Source organism: Mesorhizobium sp. P3_A10, assembly GCF_056403175.1.
In genome coordinates, this window is the sequence record NZ_JBFUFZ010000001.1 from 1149167 (window position 1) to 1169608 (window position 20442).

The window sequence follows — 20442 nt, forward strand, 5'->3', positions numbered from 1 at the left end:
CGGCAAGGGATCAGGCCGATTTCGGCTTGGCGAAAACGTCGATGCCGCTGCCGGTTTCCAGCAGAGATTTCAGGCTGGACAGCACAACCGGCCAACCCTGGCTGATGCCTTTCGCCATGCCGCTGCCGGCTTCGAGTTCGTCATGGGTGACGCTCAGCCGGACCATGTTGTTGTCATACTCCTCGATGCCGAATGTGACACGACTGTAGGCTGCCGGATCGGCGGCCTGCGATGGGCTCGCCCAGGTGATGACGAGACGGGTTGGCGGCGAGACCTCGACCACCTCACCGACGATCTGGACGGTGCGCTCATCATTGGCGCGGACATGTTCCCATTTCGATCCGGGCTGCCAGTCGGAGACGTTCTCGTGGCCCCAATAGCGCCTTGCTACGTCTGGTTTGGTGATGGCTTCGAACACCTTTTGCGGCGTCGAGCGAATATAGGTCACGTAGACGAAGCTGGTCGTTTCCTTGGTCATTGGTCGTCTCCTTCGATCTCTTTTTTCAAATCGTGCAGCAGGCTGAGCCGCTGCTGTTCGAATTTCCGCACCCAGCGCTCGTAGATGTCGTGCAGCGGCACCGGGTTGATGAAGTGCAGCTTTTCGCGGCCGCGCTTGACCGTGCTCACCAGATTGGCCGCCTCCAACAGGTCGATGTGCTGGGTGGCCGATTGCCTTGCCATATCCAGGTTTTCGCAAAGCTGGCCGAGTGTCTGCCCGTTCTTCTCATGGAGAAGGTCGAGCAGCCTTCTGCGTGTCGGGTCGCCCAGCGCTTTGAAAACCTTGTCAGCGTCCATCAGTCTCGCTCGTTGTTGAGACTATAATATGCAGGTAAATACCTGCATGTCAAACGGCAAATTTTTCCGCCCTCGCCGCGATGACCGAGGCAAAGGACGTGGTCGTGATCAATGCTACGCATCCGAAAGCCATCCGAAGGGTGGCCAGCTAGGGAAGTCCGTTGTTTCAGGGGACGAGAAGCGGCCTGAGCTCCAGGCCACACGCTGCTTGCGACGCCAGCGGCTATCGTCGTGCCGCATCGAACGCGTGTTCGGCAGGCTCAGGGATACGGCCGTTGCGCCAGCGCGTGATGAGCACCATCGCAATCGCGGCAACCAGCAACTTCCGCCTATGGGTCTTGAGCCCAGGCGCGCCTGTTGCAGGGCTTAGAAAAACGCTTGCAACCCGGTCTGCGCCCTTCCGAGGATCAGCGCGTGCACGTCATGCGTGCCCTCATAGGTGTTGACCGTCTCCAGGTTCTGCGCATGGCGCATGACGTGGTAGCCGATCTGGATGCCGTTGCCGCCATGCATGTCCCGGGCCTGGCGGGCAATATCGAGCGCCTTGCCGCAATTGTTGCGCTTGACGATCGAGATCATCTCCGGCGCCATCTTGCCTTCATCCATCAGCCGCCCGACCCGCAAGGACGCCTGCAGCGCCAGCGCAATCTCGGTCTGCATGTCGGCGAGTTTCTTCTGGTAAAGCTGCGTGCCGGCCAGCGGCTTGCCGAACTGCTTGCGGTCGAGGCCATATTGGCGCGCCCGCCGCCAGCAATCTTCCGCCGCACCCATCGCGCCCCAGGAAATGCCGTAGCGGGCGCGGTTGAGGCAGCCGAACGGACCGGCGAGGCCCTTGGCGTTGGGCAGCAGTGCGTCTTCGCCGACCTCGACGCCTTCCATCACCACTTCGCCGGTGATCGATGCGCGCAGCGAGAGCTTGCCGCCGATCTTCGGCGCCGACAGGCCTTTCATGCCTTTCTCCAGAACGAAACCGCGGATCTCGTCCTTGCCATTCTCGCCCTTCAACTTCGCCCAGACGACGAACACGTCAGCGATCGGCGCGTTGGAAATCCACATCTTCGAGCCGGAGATCTTGTAGCCGTTCGCCGTCTTCTCGGCCCGCGTCTTCATGCCGCCGGGATCGGAGCCGGCATCCGGCTCGGTCAGGCCGAAACAGCCGATCCATTCGCCGCTGGCGAGCTTCGGCAGGTATTTCTTGCGCTGTGCCTCCGAGCCATAGGCATGGATCGGATACATCACCAGCGACGACTGCACTGACATCATCGAGCGGTAGCCAGAATCGACGCGCTCGACCTCCCGCGCCACCAGTCCGTAGGTGACATAGTTGGCGCCGAGCCCGCCATATTCCTCAGGGATGGTGATACCGAGCAGGCCGGCCTCGCCCATTTCGCGAAAGATGCCGGCGTCGGTCTTTTCCTCGAGATAGGCTTCCTCGATCCTCGGCGCCAATTTATCGGCGGCAAACGCCGCGGCGCCGTCGCGCACCATGCGCTCGTCTTCCGAAAGCTGGTTCTCGATCAGGAAAGGATCTTCCCAGACGAACGCGTTCTTGTCGGCGGCCATGGCTCTGTCCTCGGATTGATGCATGTCGCCCAAAAGTGTTGAGCGGTTTTGGGACAACGACATGCATAACAAAAAATCTTGGAGTGACCGGCTTATCCGCCCGCAGCTGGAAAAAATCAAACGAAATTGCTTCACTGATCAATGAGGGTTAGTAATGGATGATGAATGTCCAACGCCGCCTTTTGCCAAGCACCAGCGCCCTTGCCGCCTTCGAGGCGGTGGCCCGTCTCGGCAGTTTTACCGCCGCCGCCCAGGAGCTTGATCTCACTCAGGGCGCCATTAGCCGGCAGATCGGGCTTTTGGAGGAACAATTCGGTCGCCGGCTGTTCGAGCGCGACAGCCGCAATGTCCGGCTGTCGACGCCCGGCGAAATCTATGCCGATGCGGTGCGCTCAGCGCTTGGCCAATTGCGCGACGCCGCGCTTGGATTGATGAGCAATCGGCATAGCGGCATCCTGAACCTTGCCATCTTGCCGACCTTCGGCACGCGCTGGCTGATGCCGATGATCCCCGATTTCGTCGAAAACAATCCCGATATCACGATCAATTTCGTCACCCGCGTCGGCCGCTTCGACTTTGCCCGCGAGCGGCTGGATGCCGCCATCCACTATGGCTTGCCCGACTGGCCGGAAGCCGACTCGACGCTGCTGGTGCGCGAGACGGTGGCGCCGGTGGTCTCGCCCGAATTCCTGGCCGGGCGCGCCATCGCCGCGCCGGCCGATCTCGGCCGCCTGCCGCTGCTGCACATGGCGACGCGCCCCGGCGCCTGGACTGAATGGTTCGAGCATCAGGGCCTGAGCGCGCCGACCGGGCCGGGCATGCAGTTCGAACAGTTCGGCACCGCCGCGCAGGCCTGCATGGCCGGGCTCGGCGTGGCGCTGCTGCCGCAGATCCTGATCGCTGGCGAGTTGCAGCGCGGCCAGTTGGTGCCGGCGCCGGGCCAGTCGATGCAAAGCCGCAGCGCCTATTACCTGGTCGTGCCGCACGACAAGCGCGGCCATCCACCGGTCGCCAGTTTTCGCGACTGGCTGCTGGGGCAGGTTGAAAAGGAGCCGGCTGTTCTGGCGTGGTAGCTACTTCCGCTTCAGCGCATCCGCCAATGCAGCGCCGAACGCACCTTGCTGCGCCGGCTTTTCCGGCTGGCGCTGCGGTGCTGGGGAGCGCGGCGCCGGTTTGTTGCCATTGTCGCGCGGCCCTCCACGCGATGCGCCGCCGTCGCCGTCCTTGCGCATCGACAGCGCGATGCGCTTGCGCTTGATGTCGACCTCGACGACGCGCACCTTGACCACGTCACCGGCCTTCACCACCTCGTGCGCATCCTTGACGAAACGATCGGCCAGTTGCGAGACATGCACCAGCCCGTCCTGGTGCACGCCGATATCGACGAAGGCACCGAAGGCGGCGACATTGGTGACTGTGCCTTCCAGCTGCATGCCGGGCTTCAGATCCTTGATGTCGTCGATGCCATCGGCGAAGGTCGCCGTCTTGAAACCGGGACGCGGATCGCGGCCGGGCTTTTCCAGTTCGGCCAGGATGTCGCGCACCGTCGGCAGGCCAAAGCGCTCATCGACGAAGACGCGCGGATCGAGCGCCTTGAGAGCCGCACTGTCACCCATCAGCGAACGGACGTCGCGGCCGCAGGCGGCGACGATCTTCTTGGCCACGCCATAAGCTTCCGGATGCACGGACGAGGCATCGAGCGGCTCGGTCCCATTGGCAATTCGCAAAAAGCCGGCGGATTGTTCGAACGCGCGAGGTCCGAGCCGCGCCACCTTGAGTAGGTCCTTTCGGCTGGCGAACGGCCCGGTCGCATCGCGATGCGCGACGATGGCTTCGGCGAGCGACGCGCCAAGGCCCGAAACCCGCGCCAGCAGCGGCGCCGACGCGGTGTTGAGGTCGACGCCGACCGCATTGACCGCGTCCTCGACCACCGCTTCCAGCGAGCGGCCGAGCCGGTACTGGTCGACATCGTGCTGGTACTGGCCGACGCCGATCGACTTGGGCTCGATCTTGACCAGTTCGGCCAACGGATCCTGCAGGCGCCTGGCGATCGACACCGCGCCGCGCAGCGACACGTCGAGGCCGGGAAATTCAGCTGCCGCTGTCGCTGAAGCCGAATAGACCGAGGCGCCGGCTTCGCTGACGATTACCTTGAGCGGCTTTGGCCCGGCATCGGCAGGCATCTCGGACAGCATGTCGGCAACCAGCTTTTCGGTCTCGCGGCTGCCGGTGCCGTTGCCGATCGAAATCAGCTCGACCTTGTGCAGGCGGATGAGCTTCGCCAGTTCGGCTTGCGTGCCGCGCACATCGTTCCTGGGCGGAAACGGATAGACGGTGGTCGTCGTCAGCACCTTGCCGGTGCCGTCCACCACCGCCACCTTGACGCCGGTGCGGATGCCGGGGTCGAGCCCCATCGTGGCGCGCGAGCCGGCCGGCGCTGCGAGCAGCAAATCCTTGAGGTTGCGGGCGAAGACATGAATCGCCTCTTCCTCGGCCCGCTCGCGCAGATCGCGCATCAAATCGAGCGTCAGGTGCAGCGACAGTTTTATGCGCCAGGTCCAGCCGGCAACCTCCATCAGCCAGCGATCGCCCGGCAGGCTGCCGCCGATGGCATAGGCGTTGGCGATCATCCGCTCGACCGGCTTTACCGGCGAGGCATCGTCGGCATCGACCTCGATGTCGAGCGACAGAACCTCCTCGTTGCGGCCGCGCAGCATGGCCAAAGCACGATGGCTTGGCACCGTGGCCCAGCGCTCCACATGGTCAAAATAGTCGGAGAATTTCGCGCCGGCCTCCTGCTTGCCGTCGACCACCCTGGCTCGCATGAAGGCGCGTTCCTTCATATAGGTCCTGAGTTTGCCGACCAGATCGGCATTCTCGGCGAATTGTTCCGACAGGATGTCGCGCGCGCCGTCGAGCGCCGCCTTGGCATCCGCCACCTCTTCTGTGAGATAGGCCAGTGCCAGTTCGGTCGGCACCAGCGCACGATCAGCGAGAATGGCTTCCGCCAGCGGCCCCAGCCCGCGCTCGCGCGCGATCTCGGCCTTGGTCCTGCGCTTCGGCTTGTAGGGCAGATAGATGTCTTCCAGTTCGGCCTTGGTCGTTGTTGCTGCGATCTTGGCCTCCAGTTCGGCCGTCAGCTTGCCCTGCTCGCGGATCGAACCGAGAATAGTGTCGCGGCGCGCCTCGAGTTCGCGCAGATAGGCCAACCGCTCGGCCAGCAGGCGCAGCTGCGTGTCGTCCAGCCCGCCGGTGACTTCCTTGCGATAGCGCGCCACGAACGGCACCGTTGCACCCTCGTCGAGCAATTCGATCGCCGCTGCGGCCTGTTCAGGCCGTGAAGCAATTTCGGCGGCGATGAGGGCTGCGATGCGCTTGATGTCGGATGCCATGTCGTTCCTGTAGCCAGTCGAAAAGAGCGGCGACCATAGGCGCTGCGCATCGCCACGCCAACCGCGGCGTTTTCAACCCCCAGAAAGGTCCACAGGAAAGCGTGCCGCAGCTCGGGTGTCCGGGCGTGCTTAAACCAGCCGGCTCAGTGCCTCCAGAAAGGCGACGACCTCGACATCCAGCGGATCGTCGACCGGCTCGGGTTGCGACGACATCTTTGCAATCACCACTTCCGCTTGCGGATTGACGTAGAGCCATTGGCCATGGATGCCGATGCCGCAGAAGGCACCGCTTGTCGCACCTGTCTGGTACCATTTGTTGCGGTAGCGTCCCTCAGGAAACAGGAACGCCATGGTGCCGCGCTGCCAGGCATCGAGGCTGCCACCGGTGGCAACCGTATCGCGCACCCAGGCTTCCGACACGATGCGGCGGCCATTGGCCGTGCCGCCTTGCCGCATCATCTCGCCGACCCGCGCCAGGTCGCGCGGCGTCACCGAAATGCCGCCGGCGGTGCGCGCCGTGCCCTCCATGTCGACGCCGATCGAGGCTTCGCTGACAGCGCCGAGCGGCAGCCAGAGTTTCTCGCGCATCAAATCGGCAAAGCGCTGGCCCGACGCGCGTTCGAGCAGGATGCCGAGCAGGTCGGAATTGGGCGAACGGTAGCGAAAGGTCTGGCCATGCGGCTCGGCAAGACGCTGCAGCGTCAGGATGAATTCGCGCAGGCTTTCCGTACCGCCGCCCGGATTCCACAGCGTGGCGCGGCGGTAGCGGGCAAAGGCACTTTCTGGGTCGAGATAGGCCTCCTCGAAATCGAGGCTGACGGTCATATCGAGCACATGGCGCACGCTGGCATCGCCATAGGCCGAACCGGCGGCTTCCGGAATGTAGTGCGTGACAGGGGCTTCCGGATCGAAAATCCCCTCGCCTTCCAATATGCCGGCGATGATGGCGGTGACCGACTTGCTGATCGAAAAGATGATGTGGCGGGCGCCGAAATCCATGTGCGGCGCGAACCAATCGCCGACGACCTTGCCGGCTTTCATAATGGTCAGCGCGTCGGTGTCGGAACGCGCCAGAAACGCCGCAGCAGTCTCCGCGCCATTCGGCAAGGCGATCTTTTCGCCGAGCAAGCCGCCAAGATCCTGAGGCGGCGTCTCGCCACCACCCGGCGCCGCCGCCACAGGTACGGTCGGCACGAGTTCGCCGAGGTTCTGGAACGACCACCGGCTGTAAGGAGCCTCCCGCCAGTTGCCGAGCAGCACCTCATTGCGGGCAAAGCCATATTGGGTCTCGAACGCGGTCTTGCCGGTCATGGCATTTCCTTCTGGGTTTTTGCGTCTTGGACGTTCAGCCTAGCGCGGCAGCGATCGCGTGCACGGCCTTCAGCGTCGCCACCGAATAGGCGATGTTGGTGAAATCCGGATAGGTCGAAAGCTTCACCACCACCATTCTGGTGTCCCAGTCGATGTGGATCATTTGCCCGAACACGCCTCGGCACATCAGCGCGCGCGAGCGCGGGTCCTCGATCCAGAACTGGTTGCGGTAGCTGCCTTCCGGCAGGCTGGGGTTGAAATCTGGTCCATGCCGGCCGTTGCGCGCCGCCCCGATCCACTCGGCCGGCACCACGCCGCCGCCATTGTCCAGGATCAGCTGGCCGAAGCGGCCATAGTCGCGCAGCGTCGCGTTGAAGCCGCCGTCGGCCACCGCATAGCCGGTGCTGTCGACGGTGAAGCAGGCGCTTTCATCCGCGCCGAGCTTTTGCCAGATCTCTTCCGAAACCAGCTGCGGCAGCCGCTTGCCGGTCACCCGCTCCATGATGAAGGCGAGCACATCGGTCTCGATCGAGCGGTACTCGAATGCAGCGCCGTGCGGCCGGCTCTGCTCCTTCAGCCCCAGGATCAGCTCGAACATATGCGACGGCCAGCGGAAGTCCGGATCGCTGCCCGGCGGCACCGGCTTCCAGCCGCAGGCGACATCGACCTGGCCGATGTTGGAATATGGGTCGGTGTATTCCTCGGAAAAGCGCACGCCGCTGGTCATGTCCAGCACATGCTGCACGCTGGCGCCGGCCCAGCCGGTCGCAGCCAGTTCCGGCAGATAGGTCGTCACCGGCAGCGCCGGATCGATCAGGCCGCGCCCGACCAATATGCCGAACACCGATGATGTCACCGACTTCGCCATCGACTGCGACAGATGCAGCGAGCGGTCGGTCATGCCATTGAAATAGCGCTCATAGGCGACCTTGCCGTCCTTGAGCACGAGGAACCCGTCCGTGTAGGTTTCGTCGAGCAGCCCGGCCAATGTCGTCGATGCGCCTGTGCTGTCCACCACCGGCAGCGCATCGAGATCGACTTCTGCCCGCTCGAACCGGTGCCGGTGGCCGTTGCCGCGCCACACCTCTGCGGTCGGCAGGAATTCACGAATGTGCTGGAACGCCCAGCGATTCCACGGGCCTCTGTCCCAGTCGAGCTTCGGCAGAACCATCTGCGGCGGCGAGCCCTGCATGATCGGCGGCGCCGGATCGCTGTTGCGGTAAGAGTCCATGATTTCATGTCCTGACGAAAAAACGGACCCGGCGGTGGCTGCCGCCGGGTCCGTTTTTGAGGCGGCTACTTCTGCAGTTCGGTCCAGATCTTGGTGTAGAGTTCCTGGATTTCCGGCGCGCACATCTGTTGCAGCTCGGCATGCGGCTTGTCGGCCGCCGGAATGACCACTTCTGGCGCATCCTTCATGTCGGCCGGCATGTATTTGTCGGAGCCGGTGATGGCATTGGCGTAGCGGTGGAAAGCCGACAGGCCGGCGGCGTTCTCAGGATCCATGATGAAGTTCTGGAACAGCTTGGCATTCTCGACATTCTTGGCTTCCTTGAGGACGACCACATTGTCGCTCCACAGGCCAAAGCCTTCCTTCGGGTAGTTGTAGTGGATGGCCGGGTTGGCCAGCCGCTGGCGCAGCGCCGAGCCATTCCAGTCGCTGGTCGCCTTGAAATCGCCGGCGCCCATCTTCTCGATGGTGTTGTACTCCATGGCGATCCAGTTCGGCTTGGCCGCGACAAGCGTGTCACGCACCTTCTTCAGCACTTCCTTGTCGGTGGTGCACTGCTGACCGCCGACATATTTGATCGCCGCGAAGATCACGTCGTTCATCTCGGGAACGACATTGACCTTGCCCTTGAGCTCGTCGGGCGTGTTGAAGATGATGCCCCAGCTGTCCGCCGGTCCCTTGTAGACATCGGTGTTGACGACGACGCCGACCGTGCCGAGCGCCCACGGCACCGAATATTTGCGGCCCGGGTCGAATTCCGGATTGGCCCATTCGGGCGCCACGTTCTTGAAATTCTCCATCTTGCCCGGATCGGTCTCGAGCACGAGGCCTTCCTTGATCCAGATCGGCACGTAGGTCTGCGACGGCACCGCGATGTCGAAGCCGGTACCGCCCTGGCGCACCTTGGCCAGCGCCGTGTCGTTTGAATCATAATCGGTGATGGTGACCTTGATGTTGTACTTGGCTTCGAACTTCTTGATCACGTCGGGGCTGGTGTAGTTGCCCCAATTGTAGATGTTCAGTTCGCCGTCGGCGCGAGCCAGGCTCGTCGTTGCGAGCAGCGCCAGCCCGATGGCGGTCGCCGTTGTCTTCCAGTTCATGGTCTTAGCTCCCATTTTCAGATTCAGTCCCGTTTCCTGCTGATCAAGAAAAACAACGTCACGATGGCGACCGACAAGAGCAGGAACACGGTCGAAATCGCGTTTATCTCAGGGGTTATCCCCCGCCTTATCTGGCCGAGCATGTAGGTCGGCAGCGTGTCCTGGCCACCCGATTTGACGAACTCGGTGATGACAACGTCGTCGAGCGAGATGACGAAAGCCAGCATCAGCCCGGCCAATATGCCGGGCCACAGCAGCGGCAGCGTGATGCGCCGGAACGTCCGCCACCGCGTCGCATAGAGATCGGCTGCGGCCCGCTCCAGCGTCAGATCCATATTCTCCAGTCGCGCGCGGATCGGCAGATACGCGAAGGGGATACAGAACGCCGTATGCGCGGCGATCAGGTAGCCGAGGCCGGAATAGCCGGTAAAAACCTTGACGCGCGAGAAGAAGATCAGCAGGGCCACGCCGGTGACGATCTCGGGCACCATCAGCGGCTGGTTGATCGCCGCATATTTGAAGGTCAGGCCCGGATAGGCCGCGGTGCGGGTCGTGGCCAGCGCCGCCATGGTGGCGGCAACGGTCGCAAGCGTCGCGGCAATGGCGGCGATCTGGAACGACCGCACCGTCGCATCGATCACTTGCGTGTTCTGCCACGCCGACTGGAACCATTTGAGCGAAAACCCACCCCACTCGGAGGTCGATGTCGCCGCATTGAACGCATAGATGACCAGCACCACGATCGGCAGATAGAGCACGACGAAGCAGGTCGCGGCGATCGCGGTGAATCCCGGCTGGTGCTTGATGGAAAAGGTGTTAGCCATGCCGCACCTCGGATCTGCCGGCATTGCGCACATAGGCAAGCAGGGCAACCATGACGATGACCATGACGGCGATCGACAGCGCCGAGCCGAGCGGCCAGTTGCGGCCCTGCCCGAACTGCAATTCGATCAGGTTGGACAGCATCATGTTCTTGCCGCCGCCAAGCACGCTCGGCGTCACATAGGCGCCGAGCGCCGGGATGAAGACCAGGATCGAGCCGGCGATGACGCCGGGTTTAACCAGTGGGAAAATGATCTTCCGCAGCACCTTGAAGCGTGTCGCGTAGAGATCATACCCTGCCTCGACCAGGCGAAAATCGAGCTTCTCCATGCTGGCGTAGATCGGCAGCACCATCAGCGGCAGATAGACATAGGCCATGCCGATCAGGATCGCCGTGTCGGTGAAGAGGATCTGGATCGGCGCCGAAATGATGCCGAGCTTGAGCAGCACCGTGTTGACGATGCCTTCGTTGCGGATGATCTGCAGCACGGCGAAGGTGCGGATCAGAAGGTTGGTCCAGAACGGTATGGTGATCAGGAACAGCCAGAGATCGCGGGTCTTTTCGCTGCGCGTCGCCATGAAATAGGCGGTCGGGAAACCCAGCGCCAAGGTTGCGATCGTCGTTACGATCGCCAGTTTGATGGAGCGCCAGAAAATGGTGACGTGAGCGGCGGCGACCGAAAGCGTGTCATCGAAGATGTCGCGTTCCATGAACACCGACAGCCAGGCCTCCGGCGAGAATTGCCATTTGACGTCGCCGTAGGAACCTGGCGTCAAAAACGAATAGACCAGCACGATCAGCAACGGACCGGTCGCCGCCAGAAGGATGATCAACAGTGCCGGCGCCGACAACAGCCAACGATCGCGAACGTCGCGCCGCGCGGCCGCCTTGGCGACTTCCTCCGCGCTTGCCATCAGTCCCTCAGCACTTGCGCGGCATCATTGCCGATCGAAATGCCGACCTTGTCGCCACGCTCGAAGCCGCAACCTGCGCTGCGCGTGTTCTGCTGGCGCACGGTGAAGGCCTCGCCGCTGTCCAGATGGACATGGATATGCGTGTCGGTGCCGAAATAGACGATGTTTTCGACCGTCCCCGACAGGTCGCCCTTGCCCTTGGTCAGCTTGGCATGCTCGGGCCGCACCACCAGGGTGGCGTTGTCCTTCGGCTGAAAGCCTTCGGCCACGGTCGCGTCGATCGTCGCGCCGGATTTGAACGTCGCCCGTGCCTTGCCATTGCCCATGCCGGTGATGGCCGCGGTCAGGAAATTGGTCTCGCCGATGAAGTCGGCGACGAACCGTTCCGCCGGCTTGTCGTAGATATCCCAGGGTGACCCGACCTGCAGGATCTTGCCCGACGACATCACCGCGATGCGATCCGACATGGTCAGCGCTTCTTCCTGGTCATGGGTGACGAAGATGAAGGTGATGCCGGTCTCGTGCTGCAGCCGTTTCAGCTCGATCTGCATTTCCTTGCGCAATTTGTAGTCGAGCGCCGACAACGGCTCGTCGAGCAGCAGCACCTTCGGCTGTGGTGCGAGTGCGCGCGCCAGCGCCACGCGCTGCTGCTGGCCGCCGGAAATCTGGCTGGTGCGGCGCGACGCCAGCGCCTCCATCTTCACCAGCTTCAGCATCTCGTCGACGCGGGCCTTGATCTCGGCCTTCGGCTTGCCCAGCATTTCCAGGCCAAAGCCGATATTCTGCGCCACCGTCATATGCGGAAACAGCGCATAGGACTGGAACACGGTGTTGACCGGCCGCTTGAACGGCGGCAGCAGCGCGATGTCGTCGCCATAGAGCAGGATCTCGCCGGCGCTTGGAAAGTCGAAGCCGGCGATCAGCCTGAGCAGCGTCGTCTTTCCGCAGCCCGAAGGCCCTAGCAGCGTGAAGAATTCGTTCTCGCGGATCGACACAGAGACGGTGTCGAGAGCGGCGACCTGGCTCTCGCCGGAGCCGAACACCTTGCGCACGCCACGCACTTCGATCGCATTTCTACCCGGTTGTTCCGGCACGCAGTACCCCACTGAAAAAGCCTGCTCTTGGCGGCAGGTCTCGTTGTTGTTCGATTGTCACCACATGCCGGTCGGCTTGGCAACTACACAGTTGAATGTCGATTCAGAAAGCAAGCTCCATGCCACCGTCATGCCTGATAGGTCACCTTGCCGCCGCAGATTGTCGTCACCGGCCGCACCTTATGCAGCGCCTCCGGCGCGATCGCCTCGATATCGGCCGACAACACCACCAGATCGGCCATATGGCCTTGTTTCAACATGCCTTTGCGATGTTCGGCGAACTCGGCATAGGCGCCTTCCACCGTGTAGCCTGCAAGCGATTCCCGCAGCGAGAAGCTCTGGTCGGGATCGCTTGCTGCCCATGGTTTGCGCAGCACTGCCGCCTGAATGCCCAGGATCGGATCGATCGCCGCCACCGGCCAGTCCGAGGCGAAAGCGACGCGCGCGCCGGCATCCTTCAGCGTCCGCCAGGCGTAGCTCAGCGGCCAGCGGGCCGGCCCGATGCGCGACACGGTCGGCTCCAGCGGAAAATCCATGGCGCCCGGTGGGTGCGGCGGCTGCATCGAAGCGATGACGCCGAGTTCGGCAAACCGCGGCACATCGGCGGCCGTGACCACCTCGATATGTTCGACACGGTGGCGGCTGTCGCGCTTGCCATTGGCCTTTTGCGCCGCCTCATAACCGTCAAGCACCGCGCGCACCGCGCCATCGCCGATCGAGTGCACGGCGATCTGCAGCCCGCGTTTGTCGACGGCCACCGCCAGATCGATGAACTGCTGCGGCGTGAAAAGCGGCTCGCCCACCCAGTCCGGGCGGTCCGCATAGGGCTCGACCATCACCGCCGTCCAGGAATCGAGCACGCCGTCGTAAAACACCTTGACCATGCCCGACGACAGCCACTCGCTATGATAGCGCTCGGCCATGACAGACGCCTTGTCGAGCATGTCGAGGGTCATGAAGTTCTTGTAGTGGAACGGTATTTTGACGCGGCAGGGCAAGCCTTCCTCGGCGTCGATCTCGGCCAGCAGCTCGAGCTGGTAGAGATTGCCGTCCATGTTCTGGATCGAGGTGATGCCGTGGCGCGCGCACCAGGCAAGCCCGCGCCGCATAATGTCGCGGTCGGCGGCGCGCTCGGCTGCACTCGGCATCGGATTCGGCTCGCCGCCGGTCGCCAGCCCCAGCCTTACCCGGCCTTCGCCGGCAAGGTCGAGCACCGGGCCGAAGGCTTCGCCCTCGCGCAACTCGCCGGCGGCAAGGCCATCATCGCCCATGACGATCTCGTTGCCTGGACCAAGCGTGCGTCCGTGCAGGATGCCGGCCATTTCCAGCGCTTTGGTGTTGGTCCACATGGTGTGATGATCGGGCGCCGCCATGCAGAACGGGCGATCGGGCAAAATGGCGTCGAGGTGGTGGCGCGTAACCCGCTCGTCGCCGAGCACGGTGTAGTCGACGCCTTGGCCGACCAGCATTTTTGCGTCGGCTTTCGTCGATGCATAGTCGCGGATCGCCTGTTGCAGCGCCTCGAAGCCATGGATACCGCCAAGCTGAAGATGCGCGAGCTCGGCTCCTCCCGAGAACAGATGCATATGGGCTTCAATGAAACCCGGGATCACCGAACCGCCCTTGGCGTCGATAACCTTGGTGGCTGATCCCTTGAGTTGTTCGATGGCAGCGCGGCTGCCTATGGCGATAATGGCGCCGTCCTTGACGGCAACGGCCTCGGCGGCGGGATTGTCATCGTCCATGGTCTGCACGCGACCATTGATGACGATCAGATCAGTACCCGCACCCGTGACAGACATCGCGACTCCGCGCTTTTGACGACTGACTGAGACCGACAACACCGTCCAGCGACGCACCACTCTTCCGGAGGTGCGATCGGACGAAAACTGATGCCAGTGCGCTGTTTTGAAATTCCCCTTGTGATCTCTGAAAACAGCGTGGATAAAAGAATGCGACTAATTATTCGCGTTTGTCAACGTGCCGAATTTCGAATGTATTGTGGACAGCATCCGGCGCTTGGGACGGGGGAACGAGGGCATCGGGGACGTGAAGCGCAATCTCAGCCGCGAAACCAGGATGGCGCTCGAACCGCGCAAGCAACCGCGACAGGAACGGTCGAGCAAGGTGGTCGACAGGATTTTGGACGCGGCGCTAACCCTGACGCGTGAGCAAGGAACCAAGACGCCGACGACGCTGGCCATTGCGCAGCGCGCCGGCCTGTCTGTCGGTTCGGTCTACCAATACTTCCCCAACAAGGAAGCCATTCTGCTCGACCTCGCCCGGCGCTGGCTGTCATCCTTTCCCGAGGTCATCGAAAAGCGCATCAAGGTCGCTGCGCCCACCAACCGCGAAGAGTTTCGGCAGGAAGTGCGCGAACTCTTCGTCGACACGTCCAGGCTCTATCTCGACAACGCCAGCCTGATGCCGGTGATCGAGGCTATCTCCGGCAATGCCGACCTCAGGCCGATCCAGAACGAATATGACGACCAGATCATCGCCCTCTACGCCGCATGGCTGCAGCATGTGAACCCGGCGCTTGAAGACAAGATCGCCAGCCGGCTCGGCGTGGTGATGATGGAGGTCGGGCACGTCTGCCGGCTTGTCGGGCTGAAAAAGGATCGCCGGACGTTCGACCTCATTGAGGACGATGTCGAAACCATGTGGCTCGCTCTGGTGAGCCCCTATCTCAATCTTGGATAAGTTCGCACTTCGAGAGGAATTTTATGAAGACTGTCTATTCGCCGCTTCACGCCGGCCATTCCGGCCAGATGGAACTGGTCACATCGGCCATCGTGCCGGGTTTCGAAAAGCCGTCGCGGGCCGAGTTCATCAGAGCGCGGGTCGAGAGCGAGAAACTGGGGCCTATCATCGGACCGGTCGAACATGATCTCACCGCCGCCAAACGCATTCACAAGGCCGATTACATCGATTTCCTGCCGACCGTCTGGCCGCGCTGGACGGCTGAGGGGCACAAGGGCACGGCGATGCCCTTCACCTGGCCGACGCGCGGCCTGCGCGGCGACGTGCCGCCGCAGCGCATCGACGCCCTGCTCGGCTACTATTCCTTCGACGCCGGCGCCACCTTCGTCGAAGGCACCTGGGCCGCGATCAAGTCGTCTTATGACGTCGCGCTGACCGCGGCCGCTTTGGTCAAGGGCGGTGAGACATCGGCCTTCGCGCTCTGCCGTCCGCCAGGCCATCACGCCGGCGCCGGCTTCATGGGCGGCTATTGCTTCATCAACAACGCCGCCGTCGCCACGCAATGGTTCCTTGACCAGGGTGCCAAACGGATCTCGATCCTCGATGTCGACTATCACCATGGCAACGGAACGCAGGAAATCTTCTACGGCCGCGCCGACGTCCAGGTCATCAACCTGCATGGTGATCCCCTGACCGAATATCCGTTCTTCCTCGGCCATGCCGACGAGCGCGGCGCGGGCGCCGGCGAAGGCTTCAACATCAACTATCCGATGCCGTTCGGCACCGGTTGGGACGCCTGGAGCGCCTCGCTCGACGATGCCTGCACCAAACTTGCCGCCTACGCCCCCGATATAGTCATCGTCTCGCTCGGCGTCGACACCTTCGAGAAGGACCCGATCAGCCAGTTCAAGCTGAAAAGCTCCGACTATCCCAAGATCGGCCGCCGCATAGCAAAACTCGGCCTGCCGACGTTGTTCGTCATGGAAGGCGGCTATGCCGTCGAAGAGATCGGCATCAACGCCGTCGGCGTGCTGACCGGCTTCGAGGACCGGTAACAAAAAGGGCGGCCATAGCCGCCCCCAATCGTTTACAAAACCGACGATTTCAGCTGGTGGCGCCGACGCTCGGCGCCGCAGCCGGCGCGGCCGGTTTGCGCGACCGGCCGAGATAATAGACCGCGGCCGCTGCAATGACGCCCGCCGCCAGAATGCCTGCCGCCAGCACCGGCCGGTACCAGAACCAGGCAATGGCGATGGTCGTCGTCCCGACCAGGATCGCCAGGAAGAAGGCGATGATGCCGGTTCCCATCCGCGCGATGCTGCCGAGGAAGGGAATGACGTCGAGGATGACGCCGATCGGGCTGAGAAACAGGGCGAAGCCGATCGTCAGCAGCAGCAGACCGACGGCCCGCAGCAGCCAGGTGATGATAGTGTTCTCAGAGACCGCGTGGGCGAACATCTTTGCCGCCGGCACATCGCCTGTATCGACCATCAGCAGTTCGTCGCCGGCGACCGTCTGGTAGGGCTGGAACCGGCTGCCGGCCTGGCGCGCAACAATGCTGATCACGCCAAGCGGCGCCAGCTCATAGCCGATGCGATAGTCGCCCAGTGCCGGCGATGTCGTGTCGGCGCCGAGATAGATCTTGCCGTCGACGACGTTGATCGGCTTTGTGCCGGTGTAAGCGGCCTTGATCGCGGCCGCCTGGCTGGACGCAAGCGAATAGTCCTTGTCGCCCTCGATGCGGTCGAGCACCGGCGTATCGAGATCGAACGCGACAAGCTTGCCGTCCGGAATCTGGAAGGTCTTGCTGTGGATTTCCATCGGCGGATTCTGGTGGCCATCCGGCTTCTTGAAATCCGATGAATCGATCTGGCTGTCGTCCCACACCTTGGAATAGCTGTAGGTCGTCACCGTCTCCTCGCCGCCGCCCAGCTTCTTCTCCGTTTCGGACTTGGATTCTTCCTTCCACTGGTACATCTCGGCGGTGCGCGACAGGCGCAGCCCTTGCGCCGCAATGCCGAAATCCGGATCGGCAAGGCCGTCGCTCGCCGTCACCGGGCCGCTGACATGCACGAGCTTGCCGTCATTGGCGGCATCGACGCTGTCGGCGCCGACCGAGACGACCGCACCCGATCCCTCGGCCAGCGAGCGCGCCGTCTGCACCGCGCGGCCCTCGTTCCAGAACAGCCCGATCACCATCAGCACGACCAGCAGCAGGCCAAAGATGACCCCGCCAACCGCACGCTTGATCCGCCCGAACCACGAGACGGATGTTACTTCCCGAAATGAATCGCTCATCGTTTCCCCCGAAACCGCTATTGCCAAAATTTTCCACGCGACCGGACAGCCGCGCGCTTTAAACTCATCAGTCGGCGTGAATACGCGCGCCGCAATCCTTGCCGTTCTCACAGGAATGCACCGCCCGTGTCGTGCCGCCGTCGCCGAGCCGCCATGGCGAGGCGGTCAGTGGCGCCTGTTGATTGCCGCTGAGCAGATCGAGTGCGCGCATGGCGGTTTGCTCATCTTGCCGCTGGACGATCTCGACGTCCTTGAGGCCGATCGCTGCAAGCTGCGGCATCACCACATCCGGGTCGCCCGCCACCACGATCAGCGAAGGCTCGAGCGAGGACAGGGCCAGCGCCTGTTTCTGCACGGCTTCGAGCGTAAGCCTGGTGCGCGCCGTCATGCGGCCCTGCTGGTCCTCCAGCGTCGAGCCGCTGCCGACAGCGCCGATCAGCGAGTTGAAGAGTCCGGCCGAAGTTTCGGCCGATCCGGCCAGCGCCCGGCGGTAGACGGTGACCGTGCGGTCGACCTCGTCCTGCGCCACCGGCAACGTCTTCAGCCCGGCAAAGCCCTTCAGGATTTCGGTGATCGCCGGGCCTGTGTTGGCGCGCTCGACCGTGGTTGCCACCACCAGTCCGGATCCGGCTTTCATCGGGCTGAGCAGGTAGCTGGAGACGCCGTAGGAATAGCCCTTCTCCTCACGGATCACAGAGTTCAGCCGGCTCGAAAAATCGTCACCGAGCAGATTGGCGACCGCCGTTGATTCGGCACGCTCGCTTTCGTCGCTGCCGGGTGCCGGCCGCGCCACGAACAGTGCCGACTGGCTGGCGCCAGGTTCCGGCACCAGCAGCACCTTTTGGCCGCCATTGAAATGCGCCGCCGGCGAGGCCTCAGCCGCATAGCCGGCAGCATCGCTTGACCATGCGCCGAACGCCTTTTCAAGGCTGGCGGCCACTGTCTCCACCGGCACCGGGCCGACGCTGTAGAAGGTCACGGATTTCGGCGTGAACACGGCCTTGAAGGCAGCCTTGGCGTCATCCAGCGAGATCGACGCCAGCGCCTTTGCCGACCAGTCGATCGCCGCCTTGCCTGGCACTTGCGGAATGAGTGCCGCCTTCGCGGCGCGGCCTGCCACACCCGGCAGATCCGCTTCGCGGCCATTGAGCCAGTCGGCCGTCTGCGCCGTCAGAATGGTCCAGTCGGCCTTGTCGAAACGCGGCTTCAGCACCGCGTCGGCAAGCAGGCCGATGCCTTGATCCAGTTTCTCGGGCTGGACGCCGAGCGTCATCGCGGTGGTCAGGGTGCCCGCCTGGGAACCGATGCTGGCACCGATATCGCTGGTGGCCTTGGCGAAGTCGGCGGAGCCGCGCTCGCCGGCACCGCGCGTCGCCATGCTGGCAGCAAGTTCGAGCAGCCCTTCCTTGCCTTCCGGCACGCTGTTCCAGCCGCCTTCGGCGCTCGCCGCGAGATAGACCATCGGCGCTTCAGGCATGGTGTAGTGGACAAGCTTGATGCCGTTGGAGAGCGTCGCCGTCTCTTTTTCCGGCAGCACCGCCGAAGGTGCGTTGCCGGCCGGGTGCTTGGGAATGTCGATCGCCACGCGCTCTGGCGCGGTAAACGGCTGCGGTGTGCCGGACGATCCGATCAAAGCGTCCGGGTAGCCGCCGCGCGGACCGGGCTTCAGCACCAGAACGCTGGCGTCTTCCGGCTTCAGCAGCCGCTTGATCGTCGCTTCGATATCGGCAACGCTGGCGTTCTTGATCCTTGGATCGTCCTCCAGCGCGCTCTGCGCATCGCCAAGAATATCGGCGTTGTAGGAGACAGTGCCGGCGCGATCCTTCAACGACTCGGTGCCGAGGCGGGCGCCGAGCAAAAGGTTGCTGCGCGCGCGTTCCACGTCCGCCGGATCGAGCGGCGTCTTCAGGAAATCGGCGAAAGCGGCCTTCATCTCGGCTTCGAGCGCCTCGGGGGCGACACCTCCCGCGGCACCCGCCTCAAGCGTGAAGCGGCCGCCGAGCAGCCCGCCCGTCCAGCCAGCGCTGGCATAGGTGGCGATACCCTTCTGCGCCACCAGCCGGTTGCGCAGGAAGCCGTAGTCGCCATTGCCGAGCAGTTCCGCTGCAATGCTGAGCGCGCCATTGTCCGACGATTGCGCCACCGGACCGCTGAAGCCGACCACCACGACCGGGCTCGGCACACGATCCTCGAGCACCAGTTTTAGCCTGGCTTGCGTCGGTTCGGGCACCGCCGGCCGCGCCACATCGGCGCCACGCGGTATCCGGCCGAACGTGTCTTCGATCAGCGCCTTGGTCTCATCGACCTTGAGGTCGCCGACCAGAACCAGCACCGCATTGTTGGGCAGATAGTAGCTGTTGAAGAAGCCTCTGACATCGTCGAGCGTCGCGGCATCGAGATCGGCCACCGAACCGATGACCATGCGGCTGTAGGGATGCGGCTTCGGAAACAGGCCCGACCAGAAAGCTTCCCAGCCGGAGGCGCCGGCTTTGTCGAGCACGTTCTGGCGCATCTCGTTCTTGACCACGGAGCGCTGCAGGTCGAGCTTGGCCTGCGTCACGGAACGGCCGAGATTGGCCATGCGGTCGGCTTCCAGCGACAGGATCATCGGCAGCGACGACGACAGCCCGTCGACATAGAAGACCGTGCCGTCCTCGGTGGTCCAGGCGTTGATCTCATTGCCGAGCGCGGCATGCGCGCCGAACACGTTCGGCCATGCCGGCGTGCCGGAAAACATCAAATGCTCGAACAGATGCGCAAAGCCCGAGCGACCGGCCGGTTCGTTCATCGAGCCGACGCGATAGCGCAGGTTCATCACCACCTTGGGTGCGCGATGATCCGGCACCAGCACCACCTGCAGCCCGTTGCCGAGCGCATAGGTAACGACAGGCTCGGCCTTCGCCGGCTCCGCCGCCCAAGCGCCGCTCCACAGCGCAACCGCCACCGTGAATGCGAGGAAAATCCGCACCATGATCAAACCCCATTTTGGCGGCCGCGAGACACGCGCCGCCAATATCGCCCCTAAATCGATCGAAAGGGATGCCCATCCCTTCCAACCGCTGCAACCTATCGGAATCGATCGGCCGCCGATACGGCACGCTTGCAACAAGGTCTGGCTTTTTCGTGTCGAAACCTGTGGCCGAAGGTCTGTCGAAGGCCCCGAAAGCCGGCCTCTGAGTCGCGCCCGAGTCCATCGGATTCGATTTTGTCAAATCGCG

Annotated in this window: 16 protein-coding genes; 3 read left to right on the forward strand and 13 right to left on the reverse strand. The window is 63.3% G+C overall.

The genetic code is table 11. The features are described 5' to 3' along the window. Positions 1 to 10: 10 nt before the first annotated feature. The 3 genes from AC1DXU_RS05555 to AC1DXU_RS05565 form a co-directional block, all read right to left on the reverse strand. Entirely contained in the window at positions 11 to 478 is a 468-nt protein-coding gene (locus tag AC1DXU_RS05555) for an SRPBCC family protein (protein ID WP_477313204.1), read from the reverse strand. After that, positions 475 to 795: an ArsR/SmtB family transcription factor gene (locus tag AC1DXU_RS05560; protein ID WP_477313705.1), complete on the reverse strand. Its 321-nt coding sequence runs from the start codon at positions 793 to 795 to the stop codon at positions 475 to 477. Before AC1DXU_RS05560 ends, AC1DXU_RS05555 begins: the two co-directional genes overlap by 4 nt. A 366-nt stretch (positions 796 to 1161) precedes the next feature. Continuing rightward, complete coding sequence (locus tag AC1DXU_RS05565) at positions 1162 to 2358, reverse strand: acyl-CoA dehydrogenase (protein WP_477365341.1); 1197 nt, start codon at positions 2356 to 2358, stop codon at positions 1162 to 1164. A gap of 161 nt (positions 2359 to 2519) precedes the next feature. Between AC1DXU_RS05565 and AC1DXU_RS05570 the strand changes: the two genes are divergently transcribed. After that, positions 2520 to 3431, forward strand: a complete 912-nt coding sequence (locus AC1DXU_RS05570; protein ID WP_477366049.1) for a LysR family transcriptional regulator — start codon at positions 2520 to 2522, stop codon at positions 3429 to 3431. On the opposite strand, the gene AC1DXU_RS05575 is transcribed toward AC1DXU_RS05570, so the two are convergent. The 8 genes from AC1DXU_RS05575 to AC1DXU_RS05610 form a co-directional block, all read right to left on the reverse strand. Then, a complete protein-coding gene (locus tag AC1DXU_RS05575; protein WP_477365344.1) occupies positions 3432 to 5750 on the reverse strand; it encodes a Tex family protein in 2319 nt (772 codons plus the stop codon). A 129-nt stretch (positions 5751 to 5879) separates the two neighbouring features. After that, positions 5880 to 7061, reverse strand: coding sequence for a serine hydrolase domain-containing protein (locus AC1DXU_RS05580; RefSeq protein WP_477365347.1), 1182 nt, complete (start codon positions 7059 to 7061; stop codon positions 5880 to 5882). A gap of 34 nt (positions 7062 to 7095) precedes the next feature. Next, positions 7096 to 8292 carry a serine hydrolase domain-containing protein gene (locus AC1DXU_RS05585; RefSeq protein ID WP_477365350.1) on the reverse strand — a complete coding sequence of 399 codons (1197 nt, stop codon included), beginning with the start codon at positions 8290 to 8292 and terminating at the stop codon, positions 7096 to 7098. A gap of 65 nt (positions 8293 to 8357) precedes the next feature. Beyond that, the gene (locus AC1DXU_RS05590) at positions 8358 to 9392 is read right to left on the reverse strand and encodes an ABC transporter substrate-binding protein (RefSeq protein WP_477365352.1); all 1035 of its coding nucleotides are present in this window, start codon (positions 9390 to 9392) and stop codon (positions 8358 to 8360) included. A gap of 23 nt (positions 9393 to 9415) precedes the next feature. Next, entirely contained in the window at positions 9416 to 10216 is an 801-nt protein-coding gene (locus AC1DXU_RS05595; RefSeq protein WP_477365355.1) for an ABC transporter permease, read from the reverse strand. Further along, a complete protein-coding gene (locus AC1DXU_RS05600; RefSeq protein WP_477365358.1) occupies positions 10209 to 11129 on the reverse strand; it encodes an ABC transporter permease in 921 nt (306 codons plus the stop codon). Before AC1DXU_RS05600 ends, AC1DXU_RS05595 begins: the two co-directional genes overlap by 8 nt. After that, positions 11129 to 12223, reverse strand: a complete 1095-nt coding sequence (locus AC1DXU_RS05605; RefSeq protein WP_477365361.1) for an ABC transporter ATP-binding protein — start codon at positions 12221 to 12223, stop codon at positions 11129 to 11131. The genes AC1DXU_RS05600 and AC1DXU_RS05605 overlap by 1 nt, the downstream gene beginning before the upstream one ends. 128 nt (positions 12224 to 12351) lie before the next feature. Next, the gene (locus tag AC1DXU_RS05610) at positions 12352 to 14025 is read right to left on the reverse strand and encodes an amidohydrolase (RefSeq protein WP_477365364.1); all 1674 of its coding nucleotides are present in this window, start codon (positions 14023 to 14025) and stop codon (positions 12352 to 12354) included. A 247-nt stretch (positions 14026 to 14272) separates the two neighbouring features. On the opposite strand from AC1DXU_RS05610, the gene AC1DXU_RS05615 reads away from it, so the two are divergent. Together AC1DXU_RS05615 and AC1DXU_RS05620 are read left to right on the forward strand one after the other, a co-directional pair. Further along, positions 14273 to 14926 (forward strand): TetR/AcrR family transcriptional regulator, encoded by a 654-nt coding sequence (locus AC1DXU_RS05615; protein ID WP_477365367.1) that lies wholly within the window; start codon positions 14273 to 14275, stop codon positions 14924 to 14926. A 23-nt stretch (positions 14927 to 14949) separates the two neighbouring features. Then, positions 14950 to 15981 carry a histone deacetylase family protein gene (locus tag AC1DXU_RS05620; RefSeq protein ID WP_477365370.1) on the forward strand — a complete coding sequence of 344 codons (1032 nt, stop codon included), beginning with the start codon at positions 14950 to 14952 and terminating at the stop codon, positions 15979 to 15981. Positions 15982 to 16030: 49 nt separating this feature from the next. On the opposite strand, the gene AC1DXU_RS05625 is transcribed toward AC1DXU_RS05620, so the two are convergent. Beyond that, positions 16031 to 17224, reverse strand: a complete 1194-nt coding sequence (locus AC1DXU_RS05625) for a TMEM43 family protein (RefSeq protein WP_477365373.1) — start codon at positions 17222 to 17224, stop codon at positions 16031 to 16033. 67 nt (positions 17225 to 17291) lie between these two features. Then, complete coding sequence (locus tag AC1DXU_RS05630; protein ID WP_477365376.1) at positions 17292 to 20195, reverse strand: M16 family metallopeptidase; 2904 nt, start codon at positions 20193 to 20195, stop codon at positions 17292 to 17294. Positions 20196 to 20442 lie beyond the last annotated feature (247 nt).